The following is a 14,438-nucleotide window of genomic DNA, read 5'->3' on the forward strand; positions in this document are numbered from 1 at the left end:
CAGAGGATTTGCAATGCCCCGTTTCGCCGCCAACCTCTCGATGATGTTCACCGAGGTGCCGTTCCTCGATCGCTTCGATGCCGCAGCCCAAGCGGGCTTCACCGCCGTCGAATTTCTCTTTCCCTACGAGCATCCGGTGGAGGAGGTCGGGGAGCGGCTCAAGCGCAACGGCCTGACCCAGGCGCTGTTCAACCTGCCGCCGGGCGACTGGAATGCCGGCGAGAAAGGCTTTGCGGCGTTGCCAGCGCGGTTTGCCGATCTCAAGGCGAGCCTGGAGACGGCGCTGCCTTACGCCAAGGCGACCGGAGTCAAGCGCCTGCACCTGATGGCCGGCATCGCCAATCGCGGCGAGCGCGTCGCGATCGAGGCGTTCTACAAATCGGTGGCGTGGGCCGCGGAATTCTTCGCACCGCATGGCATCGACATCGTGCTCGAGCCGATCAATGCCCGCAACGTACCCGGTTACTTCCTCAACGATTTCGGCTTCGCGCGCGATCTGATCCAGGAACTGCGGCTGCCGAACCTGAAACTCCAGTTCGACATCTATCACTGCCAGATCATCCACGGCGACGTCACCATGCGGCTGCGCGAGATGATGCCGATCATCGGCCACATCCAGATTGCCAGCATTCCCTCGCGCAACGAGCCCGACGGCGAGGAGCTGAACTATCCATTCCTGTTCGATGAGCTCGACCGGCTCGGCTACGCCGGCTTCGTCGGCTGCGAATACAATCCGCGCGGCAAGACCACGGATGGCCTTGCCTGGTTCAAGCCCTATGCGGGAGTGAAGCCGTGACACTTGCCTTGGGCTGCATCGCCGACGACTACACCGGCGCCTCTGATCTCGCCAACACGCTGACGCGCGCGGGTCTGCGCACCGTGCAGACCATCGGCGTACCCTCGGACGATCTGGCGCTGCCCGAGGTCGATGCCGTCGTGGTGTCCTTGAAGAGCCGATCGATCGAGGCCGGCCTTGCCGTATCGCGCTCGCGCGCAGCGGACAAATGGCTGCGCGGCCGCGGCGCGCGCCACGTGCTGTTCAAGATCTGCTCGACCTTCGATTCGACCGACGCCGGCAATATCGGCCCCGTCATGGACGCGCTGCGCGCCGATAGCGGCGAGAGCGCCGTGCTGGTGACGCCGGCCTTTCCGGAGACCGGCCGCACGGTCTATCAGGGCAATTTGTTCGTCGGCGCGGTGCCGCTGAACGAGAGCCCGCTGAAGGACCATCCGCTCAACCCGATGCACGATTCCAACCTGGTGCGCGTGCTGACGCGCCAGAGCAAGACGCAAATCGGCCTCGTCGATCTCGCCACCGTCACGCGCGGCGCGGACGCCGTGCGGGCGCGGCTGGCCGAGCTCGCCGCCAAGGGCATTGGCGCTGCGATCATCGATGCTGTCTTCGACCGCGACCTCGAGACCATCGGTCTCGTCGCCGCCGAGCACCGGCTGTCAGTTGGTGCCTCCGGCATCGGCCTCGGTCTGGCGCGGGCGCTGGTCTCGACGGGCAAGGTCAAGTCGGCTGCGGCGGGCAACGAAGCCGGCGCGGCGGTCGGCGGATCGGTGGCGTGTCTTGCCGGAAGCTGCTCGCAGGCGACGCTTCAGCAGATCGCGAATGCCGAGCGTGTCATGCCGGTGTTGCATCTCGATCCCGAGCAGATCGTCGCTGGCGCCGGCGAAGCACAGCGCGCGCTGGCCTGGGCGAAACCCCGGCTTGCCGACGGTCCGGTGCTGATCGCTTCGAGCGCGACGCCGGAAGCCGTTGCCGCCGTTCAGGCCCGCCACGGCCGCGATGCCGCTGGCCACGCCATCGAGCAGGCCATGGCCGATATCGCCGAGGGGCTGGTGCAGGCCGGCGTCCGGCGCTTGATCGTCGCCGGCGGCGAGACATCCGGCGCCGTGGTCGATCGGTTGAGGATTCCGGGGTTTCTCGTAGGAGTAGAGATCGCCGCGGGAGTCCCGGTGCTGCGCGCGGTCGGCGCAGACGCGGGCGAGATGTTGCTCGCTCTGAAGTCCGGAAATTTCGGCGGTGCGGAGTTTTTCTCGGACGCGCTTAGGCTCATGCGCTGAGCGCAGAGCGTTCTTAGCTGCCTGTTCATTTGTTTCGGGTTTCCGTACTCGTACGGAGTCGTAGTTAACATCTGCTCAGGTGCTCTGGTGTCGGATGTCGGTGCTGCTCCTTTTGGTTGATTCGTAAACCTTTCGGACGCGCACCGCGCCAGCACAAAGAGACCTTATTATGCTCGCCACCATTTCCATCCGCGCCAAGATCATCAGTGTCGTGGCGTTCCTGCTGGTCGCGATGGCCGGCATGGGCCTCCTCGCCGTCATGAAGATGCGGTCGATGAACGCCAACACGGTCGACATCACGACGAGCTGGATGCCGAGCGTGCGGGTGCTGGGTGAACTCAGGTCGGCAGTCATCACTTATCGCAGCGTGGTCCGCGAGCACATGCTGGCCGAGACCCTGGAAGAAAAGCTCGCGATGGAAAAGACTGCGGTCACCACCAGCGAGACCCTGGCCAAGGCCCGCCGGACCTACGAGACCATGATCACCTCGCCGGAGGAGCGGGCGCTCTACACCGAATGGTCCAAGCTGTGGGACGACTACAAGAAGAGCGCCGACGAGGTCTTTGCGCTGTCGCGCAAGGAAGTCGGCAAGGTCCCGCACGAGTCGCATGAGCTGAACGTCAAGACCGCCAACAAGATCGGCATCCAGTCCGACGAAATCCTGCGCAAGGATATCGACCTCAACACCAAGGGCGGTGATCAGGCCGCCCAGGATGCGGCCGACAGCTATTCCTTCGCGTTCATGCTGGTCTCGATCATTCTCGGCGCCGCCGTCATCGTCGGCATCGGCGTCGGCTTCTACCTCGTCCACGACGTCTCCAGCGGCATCAATTCGATCACCCTGCCGATGCAGGCGCTGGGCAAGGGAGACCTCACCGCTGAAGTCCCGCACCGGGGCGAGAAGACCGAGATCGGCGCCATGGCCGACGTGCTCCAGATCTTCAAGGAGGCGCTGATCGCCAAGAAAGCGGCCGATGAAGCCGCCGCGGCCGATGCGGAGGCCAAGATCGAACGCGGCCGCCGTGTCGACAACATCACCCGCGAATTCGAAACGATGATCGGCGAGATCGTCCAGACGGTCTCATCGGCCTCGTCCCAGCTCGAAGCTTCCGCCTCGACGCTGACCTCGACCGCCGACCGCTCACAGCGGCTGGCCACCACGGTCGCCGGCGCGTCGGAGGAAGCCTCGACCAACGTGCAGTCGGTGGCCTCGGCCACCGAGGAGATGGCCTCGTCCGTTGGCGAGATCAGCCGTCAGGTGCAGGAATCGGCGCGGATGGCGGGCGACGCCGTCGGCCAGGCGCGTGCCACCACCGAGCGTGTCAGCGAGCTCTCCAAGGCGGCGTCCCGCATCGGCGACGTCGTCGAACTGATCAACACCATTGCCGGCCAGACCAATCTTCTGGCGCTGAACGCGACCATCGAGGCGGCGCGCGCGGGCGAAGCCGGCCGCGGCTTCGCGGTGGTCGCCTCCGAGGTGAAGGCGCTCGCCGAGCAGACCGCGAAGGCGACCGGCGAGATCGGCCAGCAGATTTCCGGCATCCAGGCGGCGACCAACGATTCGGTCGGCGCGATCAAGGAGATCTCCTCGACCATCGAGCGCCTGTCGGAAATCTCCTCGGCCATCGCGGCGGCCGTGGAAGAGCAGGGCGCGGCCACGCAGGAGATCGCCCGCAACGTGCAGCAGGCGGCGCAAGGCACGCAGCAGGTCTCGTCCAACATCACCGACGTGCAGCGCGGTGCGACCGAAACCGGCACGGCGTCCTCGCAGGTGCTGTCGGCGGCGCAGATGCTGTCGAACGATTCGAACCGTCTCAGGACCGAGGTCAGCAAGTTCCTGACCAATGTCCGCGCGGCGTAAGCTGTCGACGTCGGGCTCCAGCTGCATCCCCTATGTCGTCCCGGCCTAGTGCCGGGACGACGCCGTGATGTGCTTCCCCTCGCATAGCTGCGATGCCAATTCCGCAGTGCGGTAGCAGGGAAGTGAATGGGCCGGCAGCGCTTCGCGTTGGCGCGTTCGGCGGTGCTCGGGTAAAGGGGAATGGGGATCGCCGTGGGGGCGGATTCTGTATTCCTGCCTGACCTGGAATTGCCTGGCGCATGATTGCTCTGGTCCGTATTGCCCTGAGCCGGCCCTACACGTTTGTCGTGCTGGCGCTCCTGCTGCTGATCATCGGACCGCTCGCGGCGCTGCGGACGCCGACCGACATCTTCCCGGACATTCGCATTCCCGTGATCGGCGTGGTCTGGCAGTACACAGGCCTGCCGCCGGACCAGATGTCCGGCCGCATCACCACGCCGTTCCAGCGCGCGCTGACGACGACCGTCAACGACATCGAGCACATCACGGCCAATTCCTATAACGGCTTCGGTATCATCAAGATCTTCTTCCAGCCGAACGTCGACATCCGCACCGCCAACGCCCAGGTCACGGCGATCTCGCAGACGCTGCTCAAGCAGATGCCGCCGGGCGCAACGCCGCCCTTGATCCTGAACTACTCCGCCTCGACCGTGCCGATCATCCAGGTGGCGCTGTCGGGTGATGGCCTGACCGAGCAGAACCTCGCCGACATCGGCATCAACAATCTGCGTACCCCGCTGGTCACCGTGCCGGGCGCCGCGATCCCCTATCCGTTCGGCGGCAAGCAGCGCCAGGTCCAGATCGACCTCGATCCGACCGCGCTGCAGGCCCGCGGGCTATCAGGCCAGGACGTCGCCAATGCGCTTGCAGCCCAGAACCTGATCACGCCGGTCGGCACTCAGAAGATCGGCCAGTTCGAATACGACATTCAGCTCAACAACTCGCCGCTCCGGATCGACGAGCTCGGCAATCTGCCGATCAAAACCGTCAACGGCGCCATGGTCTATGTGCGCGATGTCGCGACCGTGCGCGACGGCAATCCGCCGCAGACCAACATCGTCCATGTCGACGGCAACCGTTCGGTGCTGATGATGGTGCTGAAGGCGGGCGCGACCTCGACGCTCGACATCATCGCCGGCATCAAGCAGAAGGTGATCGAGGTCAAGGACCAGCTCCCGGACGCGCTGAAGATCGGCTTCATCGGCGACCAGTCGGTGTTCGTCCGCGGTGCGATCGAGGGCGTCGCCTTCGAGGGCGTCATCGCGGCGCTGCTGACCAGCGTCATGATCCTCTTGTTCCTCGGCAGCTGGCGCTCGACCATCATCATCGCGGTCTCGATCCCGCTCTCGGTGCTGGGCGCCATCATCATGCTGTCGGCGATCGGCGAGACGCTGAACATCATGACGCTCGGCGGCCTTGCGCTCGCGGTCGGCATCCTCGTCGACGACGCCACGGTCACGATCGAGAACATCAACTACCATCTGGAGCAGGGCAAGCCGGTCGAGCAGTCGATCCTCGACGGCGCCAACCAGATCGTGACGCCGGCCTTCGTCTCGCTGCTCTGTATCTGCATCGTGTTCGTGCCGATGTTCTTCCTCACCGGCGTCGCGCGCTTCCTGTTCGTGCCGATGGCGGAAGCGGTGATGTTCGCGATGATCTGGTCGTTCATCCTGTCGCGCACCTTGGTGCCGACCATGGCGAACTATCTGCTCAAGCCCCATGTCCATCACGAGGGCGCCCCGCCCAAGTCGCGCAATCCATTCGTCTGGTTCCAGCGCGGCTTCGAGGCGCGGTTCGAGCGTATCCGCGGCGGCTATCGCGGGCTGCTCGGCCTTGCGCTGGTGCATCGCGCCGTGTTCGTGATCGGCTTTATCTGCGTGGTCGGCGTGTCCTTCGCGCTGGTGCCGTTCCTCGGACGCAATTTCTTCCCCGCGGTCGATGCCGGGAACATCCTGATGCATGTGCGCACCCAGGTCGGCACCCGCGTGGAGGAGACCGCCAACCAGCTCGCCGACGTGCAGAAGGCAGTCCGCAAGCTGATCCCGGGCGAGATCGAGACCATGACCGACAACATCGGCATGCCGATCTCCGGCATCAACATGACCTACAACAACACCGGCGTGATCGGCCCGCAGGACGGCGACATCCAGATCAAGCTGAAGGAGGGCCACAAGCCGACCGAAGAGCATGTGAAGGTGCTGCGCGAGCAGCTGCCGCGCCTGTTCCCCGGCGTCAGCTTCGCGTTCCTCCCCGCAGATATCGTCAGCCAGATCCTGAACTTCGGCGCCCCGGCGCCGATCGACCTGCAGATCCGCGGCGCCAATCTCAGCGCCAACTTTGCCTATGCCAACAATCTGCTAGCGAAGCTCCGGCGCATTCCGGGCGTGGCCGATGCGCGCATCCAGCAATCGCCGAGCAACCCGACCTTCAACATCGATGTCGACCGCACCCGCGCCCAATATGTCGGCCTGACCGAGCGCGATGTCACCAACAGTCTCGTGGTCAATCTCGCCGGCTCATCGCAGGTGGCGCCGACCTACTACCTCAATCCGGATAACGGGGTGTCCTACTCGATCGTGATGCAGACGCCGCAATACCAGATCGACTCGCTCAGCGCGCTGCAGACCCTGCCGATCACCGCCGCCGGCAATGCGCAGTCGCCGATCCTCGGCGGCATCGCCGACATCAAGCGTTCGACCTCGAGCGCGGTGGTGTCGCAATACGACATCCAGTCGATGGTGCAGATCTTTGCGACGACCTCGGGCCGCGATCTCGGCGCGGTGTCGAACGATATCCGGCAATTGATCGCGGACACCGCCAAGGAGGTGCCGAAGGGCTCCTCGGTGGTGCTGCTCGGCCAGGTGCAGACCATGAACAGCGCCTTCACCGGCCTGCTGTTCGGCCTGCTCGGCGCCGTCGTGCTGATCTACTTCCTGATCGTCGTGAACTTCCAGTCGTGGTCCGATCCCTTCGTGATCATCACGGCGCTGCCGGCCGCGCTCGCCGGTATCGTCTGGATGCTGTTCATGACGGAGACCACGCTGTCGGTCCCGGCGCTCACCGGCGCCATCATGTGCATGGGCGTTGCCACCGCCAACAGCGTGCTCGTGATCTCCTTCGCGCGCGAGCGCTACGAGGAGCTCGGCGATCCCATCGCCGCGGCGCTCGAAGCCGGCTTCGTCCGGTTCCGCCCCGTCCTGATGACCGCGCTCGCCATGATCATCGGCATGGCGCCGATGGCGCTGGGGCTGGGCGAGGGCGGCGAGCAGAATGCGCCGCTCGGCCGCGCCGTGATCGGCGGCCTGATCTTTGCAACCTTCGCCACGCTGATGTTCGTTCCCGTGGTGTTCAGCATGGTCCACAAGAAACAAGGCGCCAAAGCCGCCGCCTCATCGGAGACTCCGCATGTCGCCCACTGAATCCCGCTCGGCGGTGTCGCACCGGAAACTGGGCATTTTCGGCGTGGTGGCGCTGATTGCGGCAGGCCTTGTCGTCGGCACCGGCATCCGCGCCCGCGAGGAGCAGGGAAGCAAGCTGAAGGAATGGACCGATGATCAGGCGGTTCCTAGCGTCGCGGTGACCCTGCCGAATGCCAAGGCCCTGAACGCCACCATCGATCTGCCGGGACGGCTCGAGGCCTATTATCGCGCGCCGATCTTCGCCCGCGTGAGCGGTTATCTGAAGAGCTGGAGCGCCGACATCGGCGCCCGCGTCAAGGCCGGGCAGGTGATCGCCGAGATCGAGGCGCCGGATCTCGACCAGCAGCTGTTGCAGGCCCGCGCCGACCTCGCCAGCCAGCAGGCCAGCGCCAGGCTGTCGGAAGCGACGCTGAACCGGCGCAAGACGCTGGTCGCCTCCAACTTCGTTTCAGCGCAGGAGATCGACGAGCGTACCGCCGATCTCTCCAACAAGAACGCCGCCGTCAATTCGGGCAAAGCCAATGTCGAGCGGCTGGAAGCGCTGGCCGGCTACAAGAAGATCACCGCGCCTTTCGACGGCGTGGTCACCGCGCGCGACACCGATGTCGGCGCGCTGATCAATGCCGGCGGCGGCTCGGGCCCGGCGATGTTCGTGATCTCCGACATCACCAAGCTGCGCGTCTACGTCAACGTGCCCCAGAACTATGTTCCGGCAATCAGGATCGGCGCCAAGGCCACCATCGCGCTGCCGGAGTATCCGAACCGGACTTTTCAGGCGACGGTGGAGGCCTCTTCGCAAGCCGTCGACGTCGCCTCGGGCACGACACGGATGCAGCTTGGCCTCGACAATTCCAGCGGCGAGCTGATGCCCGGCGGCTATGCCAGCGTGAAGCTGAACCTCCAGCGCGACTCCGCGCCGCTCAGCATTCCCGCCAGTGCGCTGATCTTCAACGGCAGCGGCCTGCGCGTTGCGACCGTCGGCGCAGACGACAAGGTGCGGTTCAAGACCGTGACCATCGCTCGCGACCTCGGCCGCGAGATCGAGCTCGCCTCAGGCATCGCGCCGGACGACCGCGTCATCACCGCCCCGCCGGACGGCCTCTCCGACGGTGATCAGGTGCGCGTGACCGGCGCCAGCGGCAAGCCGGCGACGGCGTCGGAGAAGCAATCGCCGAAGAGCTAGGCGCGGTCTCGCGCCCGGACGGGTGGGCAAAGGCGCGCTTGCGCCGTGCACACCAATCTTGTCCGATCACATGAAGGTGGTGGGCACGCTTCGCTTTGCCGACCCTACGAGAGCTACGCCACCCGCCACTCCGGCACGCCATCCGTGGTCATCGCGATCTCGCCGAGCGAGCCCACCGGCGTGCGATCCATATTCAGCAGACGCGCCAGCGTCGCGCTATCGCTCGCCGGAATTCGCGCCAGCGTGCGCCGGTCATCTTCCGTCCGCAGCATCACCACGCCATGCTCGACGTCGCCGCCACGACCGTAGAGCACCGTAAAGCTCTCGACCTTGCCCTTGCCTGACGCCTCCGTGACGAACTCCGGCACCGCGCGCTTGTTGCGGTCGGCTTCGCCTTGTACGCTCGTCTCCTGCGCCAGCGCCTCGCGCGGCGGCGTCTTCGAGACCACCAGCGCGTGGTGCTTGGTGACGAAGCCGCCCTGGCCATAGAGCAGGCCGAGTTTTGCGCGGTCGCGCACACGCCGCACCATCGCGCAGGCCGCGTGGGTCATGTAGGTGTTGAGCGGCGCGCCGAAGAAGGTGAGGCCGCCGGTCACGGTCGGCTGCACGTCGGGGCCTAAGCCCAATGTCCGTCGCGCCATCTTCGGCACGCATGGGAAGCAGCTGTAGAGCTCGATCGCGTCGAATTTCCTGCCGTCGCCCCCGGCGAGGTCCATCACTGCTTTCAGCACCGCATTCTGCGGATGGCTCTCGTAGAACTGGTCGCGCAGCAGATAGTCGCGCGGCTCCTCCGCGGAGGCACCGCCGAGCGGATAAACCAATTTGTCCTCGGCAATCCCGGCCGCACGCGCCTTGGCGAGGCTGGTGAGCAGCAGCGCGCCGCCCATGTTGACGCTGGGATTGGCCACCATGAGCTTGTTGTAGGGCCAGGCGATCAGCCGGTTGTCCGCCGTCGGCGTCGTGATCTCCTCCGGCGCATAACGCCGCTTCAGCCAGGCATTGGGATTTTGCGCAGCGGCTTCCGAATAGCGCGACCACAGCGTGCCTGACTCCGCCATCGCTTCGTGCGGCGTCTGGCCCCAATGGGCGGAGGAGGCCGCCTCGTAGAACGGATAGACCGTGACGGGCCGGAACACGCCGAGCTTCACCGCCAGCGGCTTCTGGAACGCTGCGCCGCGCTTGGGCTCCTCGACGTCATGCGCGAACGGTGTCCATGGCAGTTTTGCGCCGGCGCGCTCCGCCTTGGTCGCGGTCGACTGCGCCTCCGCGCCGCAGATCGCGGCCACGGTGCATTCGCCGCGCGCGATGCGCTTGGCGGCCTCGTGGACGTAGCGGATCGGGCTCTCGCCCCCGACCGGGCCGTAATAGCAATGCGCCGGCGTGACACCGAGGCGCTGCGCCAAGAGCTTCTCCGGATCGCGATAGCGCCAGCTCAGGAAATTGACGACGTCGAGCGACTGCACCTCACTGAGCAGCTTTGCCCCGGCATCCGCCTCGGCGCGCCGCAGCGCCTGTTCGAGCAGGTCGAGCGGCTCGAGGCCTTCGGTGATCTCCCTGGGGCGGTCGACGATCTCGCCGATGCCGACGATGACGGGGATGCGGTCAAGGGAAACAGTCGTCATTGTTCTTGCTTCTTCACTCTCTCGGAAATCTCCGACCTCATCCTGAGGAGCCTGCGAAGCAGGCGTCTCGAAGGATGGGCCGCGGGCTCTCATGGCTCGAGACGGCGCTTGCGCGCCTCCTCACCATGAGGGTCTACACATACTACTCCGCCACCAGCGCATTCATGTGCTCGACGGCTTCGGCAAAATCTTCCTTGAACTCCTGCACCACCGCACCCGCCGACTTCACGCTGTCGATCAGCCCGACGCCCTGGCCGACAAAGTAGCTGACGAGATCGCGCGCCCTGGCGTTTCCGGCCGCTGCTGCGCGGTCGATCGCGTTGAAGGCGTCGCGACTGACGATGCTTTGCAGCGGCATCGGCAGCGCACCGGGGCATTCCGGCGCGCGGTCCCAGGCATCGGTCCACACCGAACGGAGTTGCCGGGCCGGCTTGCCGGTGCGGCCCTTCGAGCGGACCGCGTCGCGCGAGGACGCCGCGATCATTTTCTCGCGGAAGATTTCCGTGGTCTCCGCCTCCACGGTCGCAAGCCACACCGAGCCGGTCCAGGCGCCGGCCGCGCCCATCGCCATGCAGGCCGCCATCTGCCGTCCCGTCATGATGCCGCCGGCCGCCAGCACCGGCACGTCGCGGATCGGCTTGATCGCCTTGATCACCTCCGGCACCAGCACCATGGTCGAGACCTCGCCGCAATGGCCGCCGGCCTCGGTGCCCTGCACCACGAGGATGTCGACACCGGCCGCGACCTGGCGCAACGCGTGCTCCTTGGCGCCGACGAGGGCGGCCACCGGCACGCCGTGCGTCTTGCCCATCTCGATCATCGCCTTCGGCGGCACGCCCAGCGCATTTGCGATCAGGCGGATCGGATGATTGAAGGAGACCTCGAGCAATTGAAGTGCGGTCTTCCCGTCGAACGGTTGCGGCTGATTGTCTGCCACTTCAGTGGCAGTCAGTTCGATATCGTATTTCTTCAGAAGATCCGCGTGTAGTCGCGGTGCGCCTGCGGCACGCGCGCTTCCAGGCTCTTCCAGGTGACATCCTTCTCGCCCGCGGTCGAGATGTTCTCGGGGATCAGCACGTCGATGCCGTAGGGCTTGCCGTCGACGTGGTCGTCGATCCATTTCAGTTCGCGTTCGAGTGTATCGGGCGTGTGCACGGTGGCACCTAACACGCCGAAGCCGCCGGCGCGGCTTACGGCGGCGACGACGTCGCGGCAATGGCTGAAGGCGAGCAGCGGGAACTCGATGCCCAGCATGTCGCAGATCGGCGATTTCATGGTCCTCTCCCGGCGGCTGCCTTCGCGGTGATCTTGTTGCTTTCTGCTGCGAAGTCCGTTCGACGCTAGCCCATTGTCATCAGCGATGCCAAGCCGGATCTGGCCGCGTATCTTGCGTGCAGGCGCCGCGCAACGGACAAGCCATTCCGCTGCACAAAATAAGCAGATCAGAGCCGGCCGATTTGCCTCTTGCGCTTTTGCAAAGGCGAGCGATGCTGGCTCACAACAACAGAAAACAGCGAGGGAGCGTCAGCCGATGTCGTCAGCGCAAGCGAGTCCGTCTCAGACCACGGAAGCCTACGACGTGGTCGTCGTCGGCGCGGGCTTTGCCGGCATGTACATGCTGCATCGCCTGCGCGGGCTCGGCTTCTCCGCTCGCGTCTATGAGCAGGGCGGCGGCGTCGGCGGTACCTGGTACTGGAACCGCTATCCCGGCGCGCGCTGCGACGTCGAGAGCATGCAATATTCCTACTCCTTCTCCGAGGAGCTTCAGCAGGAATGGGACTGGAGCGAGCGCTACGCGCCGCAAGCAGAGATCTTGAAATACGCCAACCACGTCGCCGACCGTTTCGATCTGCGCCGCGACATCCAGTTCGACACCCGCGTCGAGCGGGCCGTGTTCGACGAGCGCGAGAAAAACTGGTCGGTGACGACCTCCGGCGGCAAGACCGTCGAAGCCAGATTCGTCGTGCTTGCCGCCGGCTGCCTCTCGAACGCGCGCCAGCCGGATATTCAAGGCCTCGAAAACTTTAGGGGTCCCGTCTATCACACCGGCAGCTGGCCGCATGAAGACGTTGACTTCACCGGGCTGCGCGTCGGCCTGATCGGCACGGGATCGTCGGGCATCCAGTCGGCGCCCATCATCGCCGAGCAGGCGAAACATCTCACCGTATTTCAGCGCACCGCAAACTTCTCGATCCCCGCCCGTAATGCTGCGCTCACCGCCGGGGAGCGCGATGCGTTCCGCAAGAACTATCCGGAGATCCGCCGCTTTGCCCGCGAAGTCGCGCGCAACGGCATCTACGCCGAGCAGCCCGACCGCGGCGCGCTCGACGACAGCGAGGATGTCAGGCGCGCCAAATACAAGTCGCGCTGGGACCGCGGCGGTCTCACCTTCATGTATGTCTACAACAACCTCGGCCTCGATCGGGCCGCGAACGATACCGCCGCCAACTATGTTCGCGGCAAGATCGCCGAGATCGTGAAGGACCCTGAAACCGCAAAGCTGCTGCAGCCCAACAGCCATCCGATCGGCACCAAGCGCATCTGCGTCGACACCGATTACTTCAAGACCTTCAACCGGCCGAACGTTTCGCTCGTCGACATCAAGACCAATCCGATTCAAGAGGTCACCGCGAATGCGGTTCGTGTCGCGGGGAAGGATCACGAAGTCGACGCGCTGGTGCTGGCGACCGGCTTCGACGCGATGACCGGATCGGTCGCGAAGATCGACATTCGCGGCCGCGGCGGGCAGATGCTGAACGGCAAATGGGCGGAGGGCCCGAAAACCTATCTCGGCCTGATGAGTGCGGGCTTTCCAAATCTCTTCATCATCACCGGGCCCGGCAGCCCGTCGGTGCTCTCGAACATGATGGTGTCGATCGAGCAGCATGTCGACTGGATCGCCGATTGCCTGACCCACATGCGCGAGCGCGGCCTTGCGACCATTGAAGCGGGCAGGGATGCGGAGGAGAAATGGGTCGCGCACGTCAACGAGGTCGCCGAGGGAACGCTCTATCCGCAGGCCAATTCCTGGTACATGGGCGCCAACATCCCGGGCAAGCCGCGCATCTTCATGCCCTATATCGGCGGCGTCGGCACTTACCGGCGGATCTGCGACGAGGTCGCGGCGAAGGGATACGACGGATTCGTGATGGAAGCCGAGATGCAGCCGCGCAAGGCCGTGACGGGGTAGGTCAAGGCCGCATGACGCCGGCTTGAGGCCCGCGCCGGACGCAGGGCCGGCAGGGCTTGTCATTGGCCGTTTGCGGGCTAATTAATGCAGGCGCATCTTTCCGCCGGAGCCCCCGCATGACCGACGCCCCCGTCTACGAGCCGCCCAAAGTCTGGACCTGGAACAAGGAGAATGGCGGGCAGTTCGCCAGCATCAACCGGCCAATCGCCGGCCCCACCCACGACAAGGAGCTGCCGGTCGGCAAGCATCCCTTGCAGCTCTATTCGCTGGCGACGCCGAACGGGGTGAAGGTCACGGTGATGCTGGAGGAGCTGCTGGCGCTGGGTCACAAGGGCGCGGAATACGACGCCTGGCTGATCAGGATCGGCAATGGCGACCAGTTCGGCAGCGGCTTCGTCGACATCAATCCGAACTCGAAAATCCCCGCGCTGATGGATCGCTCGGGTCCGGAGCCGATCCGCGTGTTCGAATCCGGCTCGATCCTGTTCTACCTCGCCGAAAAGTTCGGCGCCTTCCTGCCGAAGGACATCAAGACCCGTACCGAGGCGATGTCCTGGCTGTTCTGGCAGATGGGCAGCGCGCCCTATCTCGGCGGCGGCTTCGGCCACTTCTACGCCTATGCGCCGTTCAAGATTGAATACGCCATCGACCGCTTTGCGATGGAGACCAAGCGCCAGCTCGACGTGCTCGACCGTCGCCTCGCCGACCACGAGTACCTTGCGGGCAAGGAGTACACCATCGCCGACATCGCGGTGTGGCCCTGGTACGGCGCGCTCGCCAAGGGCTTGGTCTATGGCGCCGGCGAATTCCTGTCGGTGCAGGAGTACAAGCACGTGCAGCGCTGGACCGACCAGATCGCCAAGCGTCCGGCCGTGAAGCGCGGCCGCATGGTCAACCGTGTCTCCGGCGATCCCGCCAGCCAGCTCCACGAGCGCCACGACGCCAGCGATTTCGAAACGAAGACCCAGGACAAGCTCGCGCCCGCGACGTAGGTGATTGCTTCTTTACCTCTCCCCGCTTGCGGCAGGGCCATCGCATATGAAGAAGAGTGGCGGATAGCTCGCCCACGGCACATCCTTCGAGACGCCCGCCG

At 65.3% G+C, this 14,438-nt stretch carries 8 protein-coding genes and 1 pseudogene; 7 read left to right on the plus strand and 2 right to left on the minus strand.

Going from position 1 to position 14,438, the window contains the following annotated elements:
* Positions 1-13: 13 nt before the first annotated feature.
* The 5 genes from otnI (at position 14) to ACVJ19_RS21740 (ending at position 8,533) form a co-directional block, all read left to right on the plus strand.
* Complete coding sequence (otnI, locus tag ACVJ19_RS21720; protein ID WP_453951034.1) at positions 14-796, plus strand: 2-oxo-tetronate isomerase; 783 nt, start codon at positions 14-16, stop codon at positions 794-796.
* Positions 793-2,070 (plus strand): 3-oxo-tetronate kinase, encoded by a 1,278-nt coding sequence (otnK, locus tag ACVJ19_RS21725; RefSeq protein ID WP_453951035.1) that lies wholly within the window; start codon positions 793-795, stop codon positions 2,068-2,070. The genes otnI and otnK overlap by 4 nt, the downstream gene beginning before the upstream one ends.
* 169 nt (positions 2,071-2,239) lie before the next feature.
* Positions 2,240-3,931, plus strand: coding sequence for a methyl-accepting chemotaxis protein (locus tag ACVJ19_RS21730; RefSeq protein ID WP_453951036.1), 1,692 nt, complete (start codon positions 2,240-2,242; stop codon positions 3,929-3,931).
* A gap of 239 nt (positions 3,932-4,170) precedes the next feature.
* Positions 4,171-7,350 carry an efflux RND transporter permease subunit gene (locus tag ACVJ19_RS21735; RefSeq protein WP_453951037.1) on the plus strand — a complete coding sequence of 1,060 codons (3,180 nt, stop codon included), beginning with the start codon at positions 4,171-4,173 and terminating at the stop codon, positions 7,348-7,350.
* Positions 7,337-8,533 carry an efflux RND transporter periplasmic adaptor subunit gene (locus ACVJ19_RS21740; RefSeq protein ID WP_453951038.1) on the plus strand — a complete coding sequence of 399 codons (1,197 nt, stop codon included), beginning with the start codon at positions 7,337-7,339 and terminating at the stop codon, positions 8,531-8,533. Before ACVJ19_RS21735 ends, ACVJ19_RS21740 begins: the two co-directional genes overlap by 14 nt.
* A gap of 113 nt (positions 8,534-8,646) precedes the next feature.
* Here ACVJ19_RS21740 and ACVJ19_RS21745 read toward each other — a convergent pair whose 3' ends face one another.
* A complete protein-coding gene (locus tag ACVJ19_RS21745; RefSeq protein ID WP_453951039.1) occupies positions 8,647-10,155 on the minus strand; it encodes an acetyl-CoA acetyltransferase in 1,509 nt (502 codons plus the stop codon).
* A 142-nt stretch (positions 10,156-10,297) separates the two neighbouring features.
* A pseudogene (locus ACVJ19_RS21750) lies at positions 10,298-11,430 on the minus strand (nitronate monooxygenase).
* Positions 11,431-11,686: 256 nt separating this feature from the next.
* Here ACVJ19_RS21750 and ACVJ19_RS21755 point away from each other — a divergent pair.
* The gene (locus ACVJ19_RS21755) at positions 11,687-13,345 is read left to right on the plus strand and encodes a flavin-containing monooxygenase (protein WP_453951040.1); all 1,659 of its coding nucleotides are present in this window, start codon (positions 11,687-11,689) and stop codon (positions 13,343-13,345) included.
* A gap of 116 nt (positions 13,346-13,461) precedes the next feature.
* A complete protein-coding gene (gene yghU, locus ACVJ19_RS21760) occupies positions 13,462-14,337 on the plus strand; it encodes a glutathione-dependent disulfide-bond oxidoreductase (protein WP_453951041.1) in 876 nt (291 codons plus the stop codon).
* The last annotated feature ends 101 nt before the right edge of the window (positions 14,338-14,438 follow it).

This window comes from Bradyrhizobium sp. USDA 376, from assembly GCF_054063675.1.

Coding starts and splice junctions, on each gene's coding strand:
- otnI (WP_453951034.1), top strand. CDS start 14: ATGCCCCGTTTCGCCGCCAACCTCTCGATGATGTTCACCGAGGTGCCG.
- ACVJ19_RS21730 (WP_453951036.1), top strand. CDS start 2,240: ATGCTCGCCACCATTTCCATCCGCGCCAAGATCATCAGTGTCGTGGCG.
- ACVJ19_RS21735 (WP_453951037.1), top strand. CDS start 4,171: ATGATTGCTCTGGTCCGTATTGCCCTGAGCCGGCCCTACACGTTTGTC.
- ACVJ19_RS21740 (WP_453951038.1), top strand. CDS start 7,337: ATGTCGCCCACTGAATCCCGCTCGGCGGTGTCGCACCGGAAACTGGGC.
- ACVJ19_RS21745 (WP_453951039.1), bottom strand. CDS start 10,155: ATGACGACTGTTTCCCTTGACCGCATCCCCGTCATCGTCGGCATCGGC.
- ACVJ19_RS21755 (WP_453951040.1), top strand. CDS start 11,687: ATGTCGTCAGCGCAAGCGAGTCCGTCTCAGACCACGGAAGCCTACGAC.
- yghU (WP_453951041.1), top strand. CDS start 13,462: ATGACCGACGCCCCCGTCTACGAGCCGCCCAAAGTCTGGACCTGGAAC.